The sequence below is a fragment of the Janthinobacterium sp. KBS0711 genome (genome assembly GCF_000988085.1).
Classification (GTDB): Bacteria; Pseudomonadota; Gammaproteobacteria; order Burkholderiales; family Burkholderiaceae_D; genus Janthinobacterium; species Janthinobacterium lividum_E.
On record NZ_LBCO01000033.1, the window covers coordinates 928,739 to 946,397 of the forward strand.

Annotated in this window: 11 protein-coding genes; 3 read left to right on the forward strand and 8 right to left on the reverse strand. The window is 59.4% G+C overall.

Annotation, left to right across the window (positions count from 1 at the left end; all coding sequences use genetic code 11):
• Positions 1-64 precede the first annotated feature (64 nt).
• Positions 65-2,062, reverse strand: a complete 1,998-nt coding sequence (gene tkt / locus VM94_RS22680) for a transketolase (protein WP_046685414.1) — start codon at positions 2,060-2,062, stop codon at positions 65-67.
• A gap of 187 nt (positions 2,063-2,249) precedes the next feature.
• Between tkt and VM94_RS22685 the strand changes: the two genes are divergently transcribed.
• On the forward strand, positions 2,250-2,975 hold the full coding sequence (locus VM94_RS22685) for a 16S rRNA (uracil(1498)-N(3))-methyltransferase (RefSeq protein WP_046685415.1): 726 nt from the start codon (positions 2,250-2,252) through the stop codon (positions 2,973-2,975).
• A 94-nt stretch (positions 2,976-3,069) separates the two neighbouring features.
• Here VM94_RS22685 and VM94_RS22690 read toward each other — a convergent pair whose 3' ends face one another.
• The 4 genes from VM94_RS22690 to VM94_RS28375 form a co-directional block, all read right to left on the reverse strand.
• Positions 3,070-5,850, reverse strand: coding sequence for a TonB-dependent receptor (locus tag VM94_RS22690; protein ID WP_082127858.1), 2,781 nt, complete (start codon positions 5,848-5,850; stop codon positions 3,070-3,072).
• Positions 5,851-6,017: 167 nt separating this feature from the next.
• Positions 6,018-6,218 (reverse strand): hypothetical protein, encoded by a 201-nt coding sequence (locus VM94_RS28365; RefSeq protein ID WP_138828915.1) that lies wholly within the window; start codon positions 6,216-6,218, stop codon positions 6,018-6,020.
• Positions 6,219-6,360: 142 nt separating this feature from the next.
• Complete coding sequence (locus VM94_RS28370; RefSeq protein ID WP_138828916.1) at positions 6,361-6,666, reverse strand: hypothetical protein; 306 nt, start codon at positions 6,664-6,666, stop codon at positions 6,361-6,363.
• Between the two features lie 310 nt (positions 6,667-6,976).
• Complete coding sequence (locus tag VM94_RS28375; protein WP_138828917.1) at positions 6,977-7,210, reverse strand: hypothetical protein; 234 nt, start codon at positions 7,208-7,210, stop codon at positions 6,977-6,979.
• Positions 7,211-7,388: 178 nt separating this feature from the next.
• Here VM94_RS28375 and VM94_RS22700 point away from each other — a divergent pair, with 178 nt between their 5' ends.
• Together VM94_RS22700 and VM94_RS22705 are read left to right on the forward strand one after the other, a co-directional pair.
• On the forward strand, positions 7,389-10,085 hold the full coding sequence (locus VM94_RS22700; protein ID WP_235432989.1) for a TonB-dependent receptor: 2,697 nt from the start codon (positions 7,389-7,391) through the stop codon (positions 10,083-10,085).
• Between the two features lie 231 nt (positions 10,086-10,316).
• A complete protein-coding gene (locus VM94_RS22705) occupies positions 10,317-11,951 on the forward strand; it encodes an NAD(P)/FAD-dependent oxidoreductase (RefSeq protein WP_046685419.1) in 1,635 nt (544 codons plus the stop codon).
• An 82-nt stretch (positions 11,952-12,033) separates the two neighbouring features.
• Here the strand turns inward: VM94_RS22705 and VM94_RS22710 are convergent, their stop codons facing one another.
• From VM94_RS22710 to corA, 3 genes are all read right to left on the reverse strand, one after another.
• Positions 12,034-14,727 carry a TonB-dependent receptor gene (locus VM94_RS22710; protein ID WP_160309318.1) on the reverse strand — a complete coding sequence of 898 codons (2,694 nt, stop codon included), beginning with the start codon at positions 14,725-14,727 and terminating at the stop codon, positions 12,034-12,036.
• A gap of 415 nt (positions 14,728-15,142) precedes the next feature.
• Positions 15,143-16,525 carry a GAF domain-containing sensor histidine kinase gene (locus tag VM94_RS22715; RefSeq protein ID WP_046685421.1) on the reverse strand — a complete coding sequence of 461 codons (1,383 nt, stop codon included), beginning with the start codon at positions 16,523-16,525 and terminating at the stop codon, positions 15,143-15,145.
• A gap of 134 nt (positions 16,526-16,659) precedes the next feature.
• Positions 16,660-17,625 carry a magnesium/cobalt transporter CorA gene (gene corA / locus VM94_RS22720; protein ID WP_034760218.1) on the reverse strand — a complete coding sequence of 322 codons (966 nt, stop codon included), beginning with the start codon at positions 17,623-17,625 and terminating at the stop codon, positions 16,660-16,662.
• Between the last annotated feature and the right edge of the window lie 34 nt (positions 17,626-17,659).

Consider the following 17,659-nt stretch of genomic DNA (forward strand, 5'->3'; position numbering starts at 1 on the left):
ATTAAAAAAGAAGGTACATGCACGCTCCCGGCGAACACATCGCCAGGACCGTTAAAAATCAATATTAGCCGGCGATAACGGCTTTCACCTTGGCGACGACGTTCTCGACCGTGAAGCCGAAGTGCTTGAACAGCACGCCGGCCGGGGCCGATTCGCCAAACGTGTCGATACCGACCACGGCGCCTTCCAGGCCCACGTATTTGTACCAGAAGCTGGTCACGCCCGCTTCGATGGCCACGCGCGGCACGCCTTTCGTCAGCACGCTGGCCTTGTAGGCAGCGTCCTGGCGGTCGTACACGTCGGTCGACGGCATCGACACCACGCGCACGGCGATGCCTTCGGCAGCCAGCGCGCTGGCGGCGGCGACAGCCAGTTCCACTTCGGAACCGGTGGCGATCAGGATCGCCTTGGCGTCGGCCACGTCGTTCAGCACATAGCCGCCGCGGTAGATGTTCTGGATCTGTTCGGCGCTACGTTCCTGGTACGGCAGGTTCTGGCGCGAGAAGATCAGGGTCGACGGACCATCCTTGCGGCGCACGGCGGCGCCCCAGGCAGCAGCCGACTCGACGGTGTCGCATGGACGCCAGTTGTCCAGGTTCGGGATCAAGCGCATCGACGAGACGTGCTCGACCGATTGGTGCGTCGGGCCGTCTTCGCCCAGGCCGATCGAATCGTGGGTAAACACAAAGATCGAACGCAGTTTCATCAAGGCAGCCATGCGCAGCGCATTGCGGCTGTAGTCGGAGAACGTCAGGAACGTTGCGCCGAACGGGATATAGCCGCCGTGCAGGGTGATGCCGTTCATGATGGCGCTCATGCCGAATTCCCGCACGCCGTAGTTGATGTGGTTGCCAGGCTGGCCCGAACGCACGGCCACGCATTCTTTCCAGTTGGTCAGGTTCGAACCGGTCAGGTCGGCCGAGCCGCCGAGGAATTCCGGCAGGGACGAAGCCAGTGCCTGGATGGCGTTCTGGCTGGCCTTGCGGGTAGCGATGTTTTCTTTCTTCTCGACGCAGGAAGCGATGGCAGCCGACAGGGCCGCTTCGAATGCCTGTGGCAGGTCGCCTTGCATGCGGCGGGTCAGTTCAGCGGCTTGCTGCGGGAATTCGCGGCTGTAGGCGGCAAAGCGCTCGTTCCAGTCTTTTTCCAGCAGGGCGCCCTGCTCTTTCGCATCCCATGCCGCGTACACGTCGGCCGGCATTTCGAATGGCGCGGCATCCCAGCCGATGTATTCGCGCACGGCGGCGATTTCCTTGTCGCCCAGCGCGGCGCCGTGAACCTTGTCGCCGCCTTGCAGGTTCGGCGAACCCTTGCCGATGATGGTCTTGCAGCAGATCAGGGTCGGCTTGGCGGCGGTCTTGGCGGCGGCGATGGCGGCGGCCACGGCGGCAACATCGTGGCCGTCGACGGCGCGGATGACGTTCCAGCCGTATGCTTCGAAGCGGGCCGGGGTGTCGTCCGTGAACCAGCCTTCGACTTTGCCGTCGATGGAAATGCCGTTGTCATCGTACAGGGCGATCAGTTTATTCAGGCCCAGGGTGCCGGCCAGCGCGCACACTTCGTGCGAAATGCCTTCCATCAGGCAGCCGTCGCCGACGAAAGCGTAGGTGTAGTGGTTGACGACGTCGTGGCCGGGCTTGTTGAATTCAGCGGCCAGCAATTGCTCCGACAGGGCCATGCCGACGGCGTTGGCAATGCCCTGGCCCAGCGGGCCGGTGGTCGTTTCCACGCCTGGCGTGATATCGACTTCCGGGTGGCCCGGGGTTTTCGAATGCATCTGGCGGAAGGCCTTGATGTCGTCCATCGACAGATCGTAACCGGTCAGGTGCAGCAGCGCGTAGTGCAGCATCGAGCCGTGGCCGTTCGACAACAGGAAGCGGTCGCGGTTCTGCCATTTCGGGTTCGCGGGATTGTGGCGATAGTGACCACTCCACAGGGCAACTGCGATCTCGGCCATGCCCATCGGCATGCCTGGATGGCCGGAGTTGGCCTTTTGTACAGCGTCCATTGCCAGTGCGCGGATCGCATTGGCCATTTTGGTAGTCGGGAGCGTAGTTGTCATGATGGTGTGGGTCAGTCGCGAGTTTGGGATTCGTTTGCAACAGCGCGGACAGGGAAGCCGGCTGCTTTCTGTAGTCAACTATTTTACCAGACTGGGGGGCCGCAAATTAGAATTGCGGCGTACTGGCCCGCCAAATGGCTATACTTTGACGTCTTTCCACCCCACTTACCCCCCGTTGAGGATTTGCATGCCGCGTTTTTATTGCCCCCAGCCGCTCATCGCCGGCGCCACCGTCTCCCTGCCGGAGGCTGTCGCCCACCATATCCAGGTCGTGCGCCTGGTGCCGGGCGACGTCATCACCCTGTTTAATGGCGAAGGCGGCGAAGTGCAGGCGAGTCTGGTGGCGGTCGCCAAGCGCAGCGTGACGGCCGAGGTGCAGGCGCATGTGGCGCGCGAGGCGGAGCTGCCGTATGCCGTGACCCTGGCGCAGGCATTGCCGGAAGCATCCAAAATGGACTGGATCATCGAAAAAGTCATCGAACTGGGCGCGGCCGGCATCGTGCCGCTGTCGGCGCAGCGCTGCGTCGTGCGCCTGTCCGCCGAGCGGGCCGAGAAGAAACTTGCGCATTGGCAAGGCATTATCGTGTCCGCCTCGGAACAATGCGGGCGCAACCGCCTGGCCCAGTTGGCCCCGCTGCAAGATTTCAATAGCTGGAGCGGACAGCAAGATTTACATAAACGCATCATCCTGACGCCGCGCGCGCAACAGTCGCTGGCCGACTGGGCGCGTCACCAGCCGCCGCAGGCCATCACCGTGATGGTGGGGCCGGAAGGGGGATTTTCGGAGGCGGAAGAAAAGGCGGCCCTGGCCGCCGGCGCCATCGGCCTGTCCATGGGGCCGCGCATCCTGCGCACGGAAACGGCGGGCCTGACGGCGCTGGCCACCTTGGGCGCCTTGTGGGGCGGCATGTAAATGGCATAAAAAAAGCGCAGCGCGGTTTCCCGCACTGCGCCAGTGATGCAACATGCTACGGACAGCCCGTACCGGCGCTGTCCAGCCTGTCTAATTAGAACGTGTACTCGGCACCCACTTTCAGGGTGCGTGGACGCAGCGTGTAGCCGTCACGCACGTTGATTGGGCGCTGTTCATCGAAGACGTTGTTGATATTCGCCAGCAAACGCAGGTTTTTGAAGCCCGTGTATGCGAAGTTCAGATCGGTGCGCACATCGCTACCCACGCGGCATGGCAGGTTATCGCCTTTCAATGCAGCGCGGCAACCGGCTTCATTCCAGGTATCCTGATCCGTCTCGTCGTTGTTCAATGCCGTTCCCGACGTGTAGTTGACGCGCACGCCAGCCGTGACCGGACCTTTGCGCCATGCCGTGCTAAATACCGACACGACACGCGGGGTGCCACGCAAGCCGACGGTGTTTGGACGGTACTGGTTGGCGTCGATGTCCCAGTAACGCAGCTTCAGGTTGACCGTGGTCGCCAGACCCATCGTCACGGTACCATACTCGCCAGCCGAAAAGCGGCCGTTCACATCGATATCCACGCCCTGCGTCTCGGTCTTGCCGAAGTTTTCATAGCCCAGGAACAGCGATTGAATGGTACCAGTACCCCAGGCGATGTTCGCGCCTGGCGACAGTTCGTTGGCACGCGCGGCCAGACGGCGATCGGTGTCGCTGATCGGATTGCGCGCCAGTTTCTCAGCATAGCCAGGCACATCTTCACGGGCCAGCACATACGGTACGTCGCGCGTGGCGATCTCGTCCCGGCGTTCGATCTTGAAGTAGTCGACAGCGACGCTGACGTTCTTGATCGGTTCCGCCACGAAGCCCAATGTCAGACTGCGCGAGGTTTCCGGTTTCAAGGTCGAGCTCGACGAAATCATGACCGGAATCGAAGTCAGGCAACCCGAGTTGTAGGCCGTAGACGAATCGGAAACGTCGCTGGCAGTGCCTTTTTTCAGGATATCGCGGATTGCAGTTGCGGTTGCGCAACGTTTTGGATCGAGCTGGCTGTTGTAGAAACCTGTCACGCCCACTTTACCCAGCGATTCCGGGATATTCGGAGCACGGAATCCACCGGCTATCGTACCGCGCAACATCAGCTTCGGCGTTACCGTCCAGCGCGCAGCAAATTTAGGCGACACGTGGGCCGAAAAACCTGGCGCCTTGTCCAGACGCAGCGCGCCGTTCAACTCCAGGCCTTTCAATACGGGCGCGTTCAGCTCCAGAAATGCGGCGCTCAGATTGCGCTGGCCATCGATCCACAGGGAACCTGTATTGATGATCTCGGCATTCATCACGGCGTCGACCGACTTGATGTACATCTTTTCTTGACGCAACTCGGCGCCAAAAGCAAACGCCAATTGACCGCCAGGCAGAGGCATCAGGTCGCCAGACAGCTTGGCATCGATGAAGTTGGTCGACAGGTGGGAATCGGTGCCTGCGACTGGGAACATGCGGTTCAACAACTCATCGCTATTGCCACCACCTAACTTGTACTCGCCGCTGACAATCGCGGCAGGCAGGCGGTCACGGTGGGCGCCACGGCTGCGCAAGGTACCCTCGCCCCCCGTACGCCCGATGGTGGCTTCCCAGTCATAGGCGCCGATCGTGCCTTCCAGGCCGGCCATGACACGGTACTGCGTCGCTTTGGCCGGCGAAGTCCAATCCATGTTGGAATCCATGAAACGATAGTCGAGGCCAACCGGGAAGTTATACGGATTGTAGGCGGAATTGGCCGGCAATTTAGGTTTCTGCACGGTTTGCGATTTCTTCAAATTACCGTCGAACCAGGTCCATGGCGAACCGGCGGCCATGCCGAATGGCAGCGGCGAGTAATTGGTGCGGGTTTCCGAATACGACACTTCCGCGAAACCGCGCGTGGTGTCGCTGAGCTTGAAGTGCAAGGCGCTGTACAGATTGACGCGTTCAGCGCCATCCGACGACGGGTTAATGCCGTTCAAGTCGCTTACGCACAGGCCGGCAGCATTGAAAGTGCTACATCCTTTCACAGCTTGGCGCACCTTGCGGCCGCTTTCGTTCAAGTTGCCCGGGAACGAAGTCAGGCTGGGATCGCCGAAAGCGGTAGATACATGTTTTTTGTGCCAGGCGGGATACTCGCGCAGCACCTTGCTGAGCTTGTAGCCTTCACGCTTGTAACCTTCGACGTTGAAGAACACGTTGTAGCGGTCTTTTTCCAGATCGCCGTAACCAGCCAACAGACCAACCGTCGTTTGCTTGCCAATGTTAGGGTCGATGCCCTGCTGATAGTTGGCGCTGGTGCTGACGCCCTGGAAGCTCTTGCGGGTGATGATGTTGATTACGCCAGCCAGCGCATCGGAACCGTAGATCGCGGAAGCGCCGTCCTTGAGCACCTCGACGCGGTCGATCACGTCGGCCGGAATGGAATCGAGGTTGACAAAGGTATCTTTGGCGCCGTTGGCGAACGGATAATTGGACACGCGGCGGCCATTCACCAGTACCAGGGTGGCGCCGGTGCCCAGGCCACGCATCGATGCGCCGGACGCACCGCGCGCAAAGCTGGTGGAGTTGCCGTCATCCTTGATCGCACCCGTGTCGAACGAGGTCAGCGTATCGAGAATCTGGCGCACGGTATTGGCGCCAGTCGCCTTGATTTCATCACGGCGCAATACGGTCACCGGCGAGGCAGTCTCGGTATCCAGGCGCTTGATGTTCGAACCAGTCACTTCAACACGTTGCATGACCGGCTCCGCGGCATCTCCCGTGCTTTGTGCATGGGCGGAGGCAGCAATGGCGCTCAAAGCAAAAAACACCGCCTTACTGATAGGGCTTAATTTTGGTTTACTCAGCATCATGTTTAGCAATCTCAATTTGTAATTTTAATGAATACCAGGCAACTGGATCACAGTGGCTCATGTGGCACTTTTTTGTATCAAAATTTTTGACACAAGTCAGTATCTGTAACGGAAAAAATATTGTCAATTAACATTGCCTAATCCTTAATGGATTGAATAAAAAACAGTCAAATATTTTTTTTCTGTTGTTTTTTCACATTGGAATTTGGCAATATTTCCATTTTTTCAGCTATTTGTTGCGCTTCGAGCGGACAACACAGGCCCGCTGCAACAAGGTCATTCCAGCCGTTTCGAGGCCTGTCGACTACGGCCATTTCTCCAATGAAAACATACTGAAAAACGCTCTTTCCGCGCAGCGTCTTGCACATTCACACTGCTCAAACAAAATTGCAAAAATATAAATACATTGACATAAAACAATATTTTTGTCGGATAACATGGGAACTATCGGAATGAAATACTGCACTCACCAAGTTTCCCGTCAAATATCAATGCACGCAGCTTGAATTGTTAAATCGGCTGCCCGCCGCATGCGGGTGCAGGAAGATACAGGAAGCAAGGCGCGCCGCTTTCCAGCCACCTTGCCGGACACTGGACAGGTAGATTGCCCGGCATGCTGTTGAGATAGCCGATGGAGAAATAAGGGCAAAAAAAAAGCAGGATGACTGAAAAGTCATCCTGCCCTTTCGTTGAACGGAACAGCGTTGCTGCCGCCAGGTCCGCCTTGCCATATAGAACGCGCACGCCACCCAGGCTGAAGAAACGGCCCTGGCCGCCGGCGCCATCGGCCTGTCCATGGGGGCGGCGCAGCGCCACAATACTCTGTCATTGCACGGCGAATTACCGTGCGCCGCAATTCGGCGCCGATAATACCAGTCGCGTCGCAATGCGGAATATCACTGCATTGTTTTTATTGTGAAAACATCGCGAACAATACAATAAAACAAACAAAAATAATCCGCGCATTCATGAAATGGCGGACCCGCTATTATCTTTTCAAATATGGAAATAAATAAAACGCCCAAGCAATCGGTGATCAAGCACCAATATGGTACGGCGTTGCACTCCTTTGATGCAGAAACCTAATATTGCACCATGATGGCGCTTGCGTCTATCGTTCTCCGACTTAGTACAAAAAAACAACGCTTTTGCCGCCATACCATACATCTGCACCTGCCCGGCGAGCCTGCAAGCATGCGGCCTGCAGGCCATCCACGACGCTGCACTGCAGCAAAATGGATATACCAAACTGTGCCTGGTGTTGTTTTTTCATATGCATTTCCACTATAAAAATTGACAGCCAAGTAGCTGCGATGGTTTCATTAACGTCTTGAAATTTTTGAATACTCAAACGTTTCAAAGACACCGTCCATGAGACGATCGATAAAATAATAGATACATATACGGCCGGCGTTGCCAATACAAGGCAATATCAAGCCGCATATTCATAAGTGAGGAGTTTTGCAATGATGGTGGAAACAGGATTATCGCGTTCTATACGTTTGATGTTTATCGGCAGCATTGCGTTCGGCATGCACATGGCCAACGCACAAACCACTGGCGAAAACATTCAGAAGGTCGAAGTGACCGGTTCGAGCATCAAGCGCGCGGAAGCCGAAACCATTTCGGTCATTCAAACGCTGACCCGCAAGGATATCGAGCAAACCGGTAAGGCATCGATCGCCGACGTCGTGCGCAGCATTTCCGCCGACAACAACGGCAGTATCAGCGGCTCCTTCACCAACGGTTTCGCCGGTAGCGCCTCGGGCGTTTCGCTGCGCGGTTTGAGCGTCAGCTCGACCCTCGTGCTGATCAATGGCCGCCGCACGGCGCCATACGGCTTCGGCGATGACGGCCAGCGCAGCTTCGTCGACTTGAACTCGATTCCTCTCGACGCCGTGGACCGCATCGATATCCTGAAAGACGGCGCTTCCGCCATTTATGGTTCCGACGCGATCGCCGGCGTGGTCAACATCATCTTGCGCCAGAACTATGTCGGCAAGACCATTTCCGCCAACGTCGGCCAGAGCGGCCATGGCGACGGCACCGTCACCAGCATCTCCGGCGCCATCGGCTTCGGCGACATGGACACCGACAAATTCAACGTCTTTGCCACCATCGATGCGAAAAAATCGGGCGAAATCAAGCAAACCAGCCGCGACAAGTGGATCGGCCAGGCCGATGCGCGCCCATGGGGCGGCCGCGACCAGCGCGCTGGCTTTACCACTGCCGGTAACGGCGGCGGCAGCTCCTTCCTGGGCACCCTGCGTCCAGTCAACGCCGCTGGCGCTCCTGCCGGCAACGTGACCAACTTGCCTGGTTCGTGCGACCCGATCAACCTCGATCCGGCGGGCGGCAATTCGAACGACAACTCGCGCGGCGGCTGCCTGTGGGATCCGATCCAGTTCGCGACCATCCAGCCAAAGACCGAAAACGTCAACCTGTTCATGCGCGGCACCCTGGCGCTGGGCGCGAATGCGCAAGGCTACACGGAAGTGGGCATCTTCAAGTCGAAGGCCGACACCTACACCACCCCGTCCGGCCTGACCGGCGCCGGCTTTGACCTGGTCAACGCCCGCGTCAACAACACCAGCACCGGCCCGGATCAGCTGCTGATGCCGGCAAACCACCCGGACAACATCCTGGGCGTCGCTGCCCGTCCGCGCTGGGTCGATGAATCGCGTCCACGCGTGTCGAACCTCGAAACGACCGTCACCCGTGTCCTGGCCGGCGTCAAGGGTACGTACGCCAACTGGGATTACGATACCGGCCTGATGTACGCAGAAAGCAAAACCGACCGTACGCAAACGGGCTACTACCGTTCCAGCGCCCTGCGCACGGCGCTGAACAACGGCACCTTCCGCATCGGCAAGGGTGTCATCAACAGCCCTGAAGTACTGGCACTGGTATCGCCTACGCTGAGCAACTCGGGCACGACGAAGAGCACCTCGCTGGACTTCAAGGCTTCGCGCGAACTGTTCCAATTGCCAGGCGGCATGATGGGCCTCGCTCTGGGCGCCGAGTACCGCAAGGAAGAAACGAACAGCCAGTCGACGCCATACACCGACATCAACGATATCGTTGGCCTGGGTTATTCCGCTTCGCAAGGTTCGCGTAACGTCAAGGCTCTGTACGCCGAGCTCGCCGCGCCAGTCATGAAAGAGCTGGAACTGCAATTCGCGCTGCGCAGCGATGATTATTCGGACTATGGCCGCTCGACCACGCCAAAAGTCGGCTTCAAATTCACGCCAGCATCGGCCGTGGCTTTCCGCGGTACGTATGCGGAAGGTTTCCGCGCGCCTAGCGCCGCGGAAAACGGCAACAGCGCCGTGGCAGCGTTCACCAGTATCGCCAGCGATCCAGTGCGTTGCGCCGTGACGAAATTGCCTATCGATTGCTCGTCGCAACAAGTTGGCGCGATCACCATCGGCAACAAGAACATCAAGCCGGAAACGTCGAAGAGCTACAGCCTGGGCATGGTGCTTGAGCCGATCAAGAACATCAGCCTGTCGATCGACTGGTGGAAAATCGTCCGCGATGGCGAAATCAACGGCTCCGATCCTGGCGCAGTGGTCGCCAATCCAGCTGGCTACCCAGATGCGGAAATCGTTCGTGGCGAACCTACGAGCAACTTCCCAGGCCTGGCTGGTCCTATCCTGATGGTCAAAGCACCTTACCTGAATGCAGGCAAGACCAAGACCTCGGGTATCGACCTGGATCTGCGCGGCAAGTACAACGCCGGCGAATACGGCCGCTTCAACTCGGGCGTAACGGTCACGTACATGAAAGAGTTCACCCGTACCAATGCCGATGGCACGGTACTGGAATTTGCCGGCACCCACGGTGACGTCAACCTGTCCGGTAACGGCGGTACGCCGAAGACCAAAGTCCGCCTGACCCTGGGCTGGGATCAAGGTCCGGTCAACGTCACGGCCAACATGAACTACGTCAGCAGCATCAGCAACAAGAACGATGTCAACGGCGATTGCCTGGACGTCGATGCCAACGACGTGCCGTACAAAAACTGCCGTATCGCTTCGTTCACCACCACGGATCTGTTTGCCAAGTGGAGCGTCACGAAACAATGGGAACTCACCGCGTCGATCACGAACCTGTTCGACAAGATGGCACCACTGGACGTGCAAACCTACGGTCGCATCAACTACAACCCATCGCTGCACCAAGCGGGCGCAGTGGGCCGTTACTTCACGCTGGGCGGCCGCTACACGTTCTAATCGCCAGGCAAGAAATAACAGCTAGTTAGCAAAAAAATCCGGCGGCCATGCATTGGCCGCCGGATTTTTTCTTTTCAACGCCTCTTTCCCGCAGCGCCCCCTCTCCCTCGCCGATAGCCTGCAGATGGCCCGCAGCTGGACATGCGGGTAAAATAGCGCCCTGATGCCCTCACGCGGCACCACACACTCTCCGCTAGATACGGAGCCCGGCAATTTTTGAAAATACACACCATGTTGCGACTCAACGAAGTAAAACTCCCCCTCGAACACGACGATGCCGCCCTGCCGGCCGCCATCCTGGCCCGCCTCGGCATTGCCGCCGATGAGCTGCTCGGCTTTACCGTCTTCAAGCGCAGCTATGACGCGCGCAAGCGCAGTGCCGTGGTGTTGATTTACTCGCTGCACGTGGACGTCAAGAATGAAGCGGCCGTGCTGGCGCGCCTGGGCCACGATATCCACCTGATGCCCGCGCCCGACACCGACTATAAATTCGTCGCCGGCGGCGAACAGCTGGCCGGCCACACCAATGAAGCGCGTCCCATCGTCATCGGCACGGGTCCGTGCGGCCTGTTCGTGGCGCTGATCCTGGCGCAGATGGGCTTGCGCCCCCTCATCCTGGAACGGGGCAAGCAGGTGCGCGAGCGCACGGTCGACACCTTCGGCTTCTGGCGCAAGCGCGAACTGAACCCCGAGTCGAACGTGCAGTTCGGCGAAGGCGGCGCCGGTACTTTCTCGGACGGCAAGCTGTATAGCCAGATCAAGGATCCCAAGCACTACGGCCGCAAGGTGCTGACGGAATTCGTCAAGGCCGGCGCACCCGAAGAAATCATGTATGTGAGCAAACCGCACATCGGCACCTTCCGCCTGGTCAAGATGGTGGAAGAAATGCGCGCGAATATCGAGCAGCTGGGCGGCGAATACCGCTTCAGCAGCAAAGTGGTCGATCTCGACATCGTGCCAGGCAGCGATGGCGGGCAGGTGCGCGGCGTGGTGCTGGACAACGGCGAAACCATCGCCAGCAACCATGTCGTGCTGGCCATCGGCCACAGCGCGCGCGACACCTTCGAGATGCTGCACCGCCGCGGCGTGTACATCGAAGCGAAACCGTTCTCGATCGGCTTCCGCGTGGAACACCCGCAATCGCTGATCGACAGCTGCCGCTTCGGCCCCAGCGCCGGCCACCCTATCCTGGGCGCGGCCGACTACAAGCTCGTGCATCACGCCAGCAATGGCCGCTCCGTCTACAGCTTCTGCATGTGCCCGGGCGGCACGGTGGTGGCGGCCGCCTCGGAACCGGGCCGCCTGGTGACGAACGGCATGAGCCAGTATTCGCGCAACGAACGCAACGCCAACAGCGCCATCGTCGTCGGCATCACGCCCGCCGACTACCCGGGCGACCCGCTGGCCGGCATCGCCCTGCAGCGCGAGCTGGAAGAGCGCGCGTTTGCCCTCGGTGGCGGCAACTACGATGCGCCAGGACAATTGGTCGGCGACTTCGTGGCCGGCCGCGCCTCGACGGAATTTGGCAGCGTGGTGCCCTCCTACAAGCCGGCCGTGCACCTGACGGACCTGGCGCCGTCCTTGCCTGAATACGCGATCACGGCCCTGCGCGAAGCCTTCCCGGCGTTCAACAAGCAGATCAAGGGTTACTACAAGGCCGACGCCGTGCTGACGGGCGTGGAAACGCGCACCTCGTCGCCGATCCGCATCAAGCGCCGCGACGATGACTTGCAAAGCCTGAATACACGGGGACTGTTCCCCGCAGGCGAAGGCGCCGGCTATGCGGGCGGCATCCTGTCGGCGGCCGTCGACGGCATCAAGGTGGCCGAGGCGGTGGCCCTGTCGATGGCGGCGCGCGGAAAATAAGCCACGACGGCCGTGCTGCACGGCCAGCGCAAAAAAACGCCCGGGTGAACCCGGGCGTTTCAGCTTTCAGCCTGCAACAAGCTTAGAACGTATAGCTGCCGCGCAGATACACGGTACGGCCGATGGCGTCGGCATAGCGTGGATCATAGCCAGCCTGGAAGGTCGTGGTTTGATAGCTCAGTGGCGGCTCTCGATCGAACAGATTGCGCACGCCGACGGTCAGGGTCACGTTCTTGGTGGCTGCAACCGTTCCGAAAGCGTCAAAGGTGGTGTAGGACGCCACTTTGTGCTCTTCATCCTGGTCCAGGTAGCCAGACTTGTAATGACCCGACATGCCGGCACTGAAGATACCGCTGTTCCAGTTCACGCTGGCCGTATGCTGCCAGCGGAAGATCGGACCGGCGCCGGAGAAGACGCCGACGTTCTGCTTCCACTTACCGCCTTCGGCACTTTGATACTCGTACTTGTTGACGTACGTGCTGTTGGTGACCAGGGCGAACGTGCCAAAGTCACTCGTGCGCAAGCGGTAGTTGACGCTCAAGTCCAGGCCGCGGGTCTTCACGCCACCCAGGTTCTGGGTACGCAGGTCGACATAGCCGCAAGTGGCCGGATTCGGGCATTGCGAACCGTCGGTGGCCAGGTTGCCGTTCGCCGTGCGGTGGTACACGGCCGCGTAGGTAACCGGATCTCCAAACACGTCGTCTTCCGCCAGGCTGCCGATCGAATGGTCGAGCTTGATGTCCCAGTAATCGATGCCGATGCTCAGGTTGGCGATCGGTTCGAAGACGACGCCCAAAGTAATGTTGCGCGACTCTTCAGGCGACAGCTTTTTATTACCGCCAAACAAGGCCTGGAATTGCTGTTGGCAATTCGTTGCCTTGGGCTTGCCAGGCAATGCCGTACCGCCCGGGCAATTGATAGGGTCATCACGCTGGCTGGTATTGGTGTACGTTTGCGAGGAATTGATCTCGTACAGCGATGGCGCGCGGAAACCAGTCGAGTACGAACCGCGGAACAGCACTTCTTTCGTCGGCTGAAAGCGGAATGCCACTTTCGGGTTGGTCGTATTGCCGAAATCGCTGTAACGGTCATAACGCACGGCGGCGGTCACGTCCAAGGTCTTGAGGATAGGCACGTTCAACTCGGCGTACACGGCTTGCGTCGTGCGCGAACCTTCGTCATGCGTTTCCGGATCGATACCGGTACTGGCAACGACCTTGGCGGCATATTCCGAATTGGCGGTGCTGAGGAATTTCTCATGTCCCACCTGCGCACCCACGGCCAGAGCGGCAGCGCGGCCAGCGCCCAGCCAGTCGCCCAGCTCGCGGCTTGCATTGAAGTCGGCGACCTTGGTCGTACCCTTGGCATTGCGGACATTGCCGTTCAATGCGGCACTTTCGATCAAGGCCATGCCGGCCGCATCCTGGTCGCCGTACGGGTTGATGATGCCGTTCAAGACACCCTTCGTGATGATGCCGCCATCGCTGTAGCCCATCAGATTCACAGCGACCTTGTTTTCATTGAAGGTCAGCGCAGCGTTGTAATCCCAGCCGGCGAGGTTGCCGTTCAAGCCAGCGACGAAGCGCTGTTGCTTGTTGATATTTTCATCAGCGCGCGAACCGTTTGGCAAATCGCGCCATTTGACGTTCACGAAGCCAGGATTGACGCCGGCAGGCATGAAGTTGGGATCGACGTAAGCGGCGTCGAGCGGAATGTTCGGCGTGAAATTGCCATTGCCCGGGTAGTACGGATTCGGCGAACCATCAAGGCGCGTGCGGTTCTGGCGCAAGCCACCATACGGCACCGGGGCGATAGCGCTGTAGACCTTGCTTTCGCTGTTCAGGTATTCCAGGCTCATCTCATGATTTGCGTTCAGCTTCAGGACGCCCTTGAGCAAGCCGGTCGTGCGTTTGCTTTTTGGCACATAGTCCACGAAGTTCGAGGTCGACATATTGCAGCTGGTGCCATCGCCGCTCGGTACCAGGAAGGTACCCGCGGCGCAGCTAGGCGCCGTCGGATTGCCCGTCTGGTCGTCCTGATAGTAATTGGCGGGGCTGGTGGTCGGCGAAATGCCGCCTGGATAGCGCTTGTTGTAATTGCGCTGGGTACCGGTAATGGCACGCTGGCTCTGGGTATCGAGCATACCGAAAATATTGAAGCCATCCTTATCCAGGTCGCCATAGCCGAAACCGACATTGGCATTCTTGGAGAAGCCACCCGATTGTTCCGGCATATCGGCACCGATGCTGACGATGCCGCCCTGGAAGTCCTTGCGCGTGATGAAGTTAATCACGCCACCGACGGCATCGCTGCCGTACAGCGACGACGCGCCATCGCGCAATACTTCAACGCGTTCGAGCGCGGCAAACGGGATCATGTTCAAGTCGGGCGCCGAGGCGTCGAGCGCATTGTTGGCCATGCGGCGGCCGTTCAGCAAGACGAGGGTCTTGTTCGCGCCAATACCGCGCAAGTCGGCGAACGAGGCGCCGCCGGTGCCCAAGCCAACGACCTGGCTGGTGCCCTGCGATGCCTGCGAGGCGCTCAGGTTCGACATGACCTGCTCGATGGTGGTAATGCCCTGCTTTTTGAGATCATCCATTTTCATGATGGTGATCGGCACTGAGGTTTCACCATCGATCCGTTTGATGGCGGAGCCGGTGACTTCGACACGCTGCATGGGTGCATCGTTCTGTTGTGCCATGGCTGGCTGGGCCAGCATGGTCAGGCCAGCGACGACGGCGCTACCCGTAAACATCAAACGCAAAGAACGAGACAAGACTGTTTCCATCATCATTGCAAACTCCCCTTGATATATGTTTTTATTGCATTTTTATCATGTGAACTCGGCGCCACCGAACTGCCGATGCGGCGCTCCGTACAGGGCGGCTATCCGCGCATTAACATTCTTTATCGTTATAAAAACCGCACCCGGGCCTGCGCCAAAGGGCCGTCCGAACTTGATGAATGATGATGCTTAGCCGCCATGCCACTACCGGTCAAAGGCCCAGTTGCCGTTGGCAGACTGAACCTTAATGAACCATCAAAACACGGGGAATTGGAGGGTGTCAACGATGCACTGAGCGCAGGAATGAAAAACAACAATTTACAATTCAGTAATACTGTTTTGCACAATGATGGTGTACGGTATGCACCAGAAATCAGCGTCGCTGCACTATGTCAGTGAGGTTTTTTTACGCCTGCCGGGAGGCAAGCGGCAGCCTGATTTGTATATGACAGCCGGGAGTGCAGTCGATGGCGCACACCTGGCCGCCCAGTTGCTGCACGATGGTGTAGACGATGTGCATGCCCAGGCCGGAGCCGCCCTGCCCGCGCTTGGTGGTGAAAAACGGTTCAAACATGTGTTCGCGCACGGCGGGCGCCAGGCCGATGCCGTCGTCGGAAAAGTCCAGCAGCAGCCAGCGCGCATCCGCGTCATCGCCGTCCGCCTCGATGCGCGCGCGGATCGTGATGCGGCCCGGGCCACCCTGCGGATAGCCATGGCGGGCGCTGTTCATCAGCAGGTTCGAGAGGATTTGCGACAGCTTGCCGGCCGCCAGGCGCACCTGGCAATCGGGCGCGATATCGAGTTCCACGCCCAGCGCCGCCTTGCGCAGTTCCGGGCTGTGCGCCGACACCAGGCCGTGTACATAATCGTGCAACGCCAGGTCGGCCACATATTCGCTGACCTGGTCCACGGCCAGCTGCTTGAAATTGCCGATCAGGTCGGCGGCGCGCGCCAGGTTGCGCTCGATCAGGGCGGCCGCGCCTTTCAAGGATTCGGCGATGTCGATCAGTTCGGCGCGGCTGACCTTGGCGCCGCCCAGCACCTGCACCAGCTGGTCGGCATAGCTGCCCATGCTCGACGCCGCCGTCAGCGCCACGCCGATGGGCGTGTTGACCTCATGTGAGACACCGGCAACGAGCGAGCCGAGGGCCGCCATCTGCTCCTGCTCGATCAGGTTGGCCTGCGCCGCCAGCAGGGACTCGGTGCGCACGCGCACGATTTCTTCCAGCTGCTGGGTGCGCTCCTGGTGCTGCAGCTCGGCCGCGCCGCGGGCCGAGAAGATCGACAGCAGCAGCAAGGCCAGCAAGCGCTTGTTTTCATCGATGGGACGCGTGTCGATGGCCGACAGGATGCCCAGGGTCTTGCCATCGGTATCGATCAGCGGCATGCCGACATAGCTTTCCGCCTGCATGTCGACCAGGAGGCTATCGAATGGAAAGCGGCGCTGGATATCGCTGCCGTGAAAACACATGCTCTGGCAGGTCACGTCCTGGCAAGGCGTGTGCTGCAGGCTGTATTCGATATTCGGCTGGTAGCCGTCGCCGCCCCACAGGGCCAGGGTGCGGATGCCTTCGCTGCCATCGTCCAGGCGCACCAGGCGCCCGGCGATCACATAGTGCACGTCAAGCGCTTCGGCCAGGTCCTTGACGAGGATGCGCAGAAAGTCGTCGCCACGGGCGTGCGCCGTCGAGGCGGTGATCGAGCGCAGGGCCGCCTCCGCCAGGGTGCGCCGCTGCTCGGGATCGAACAGGGGTTCTTGCGAATTCACATCAAACAACGGAATACTCATGAATGCTCCTGCGCAGCACGGAAAGCGCAGGCAAAGCTGCCGGCGCGGCGATCCTCAGCAAAGGCCCGGGTCAACGGACTTGCCGCGATTGTACCCCTGGCTATTGTTTAATAATACAGATACACAGGAATTTTTTATAGCCAGCCGGAACGCTTGAACAAGTAATACATATAACCGCAGACACAGCTCATCACTGCCACGGCGGCCGGATAGCCATAATGCCAGTCCAGTTCCGGCATGAACTTGAAGTTCATGCCCCAGATGCCGGCAAACGCCGTAAACACGGCGAAGATCGCGGCCCAGGCCGCCAATTGCTTGTTCACTTCGCTCTCATCGATGGCGACCATCGACAGATTCACCTGGATCGCCGTGCTGATCGTATCGCGGATGGTGTCGAGCGTGCCGTTGATGCGCGCCAGATGGTCGTGCACGTCGCGGAAATACTCCTGGGTATCGTGGCACAGCGGCGGCACCCGCCCGCCGTGCAGCTTGCCCACCGCTTCCATCAGGGGCGCCACCACGTGGCGCAAGACCATGACCTTGCGTTTCAATTGATACAGCCGTTCGATATTGTCGCGTTCGGTGCCACGGTCGAAGATGCGGTCCTCGATCAGTTCCAGCTCCGATTCGAGCGCGTCGAGCACGGGAAAGTAACGGTCGACAACGGCGTCCATCAGCGCGTACAGCACGAAGGCCGAGCCCTGGCGCAGCAGATGCGGTTCGCGCTCGGCACGCGCGCGGACACCAAGGAAACCTTGCGAGCTGTTGCTGCGCGAAGAGAGCACGTAGTTGGCGCCGACAAAAATATCGACTTCGCCCAGCACCAGTTCGTTCTCGACCATTTCCACGGTTTTCACGACGGCAAACAGGGAATCGCCATACTCCTCGATCTTCGGCCGCTGGTGGCCCCGCTGCGCGTCCTCCACCGCCAGTTCGTGCAGACAAAACTCGTGCTGCATCTGTTTCAGTTCGTCCGGCGTGGCGTCGAGCAGGGCCACCCAGACGAAGCAATCGGGGCGTTCGACGTAATCGCTGATATCGTCGATCGGCAAGTCGGCCAGTTTTTTGCCATCCTGGTAGGCCACGCAGTTTATGAGCATGCTATTCCACAGTTCAAGTTAACACCGGACGAAA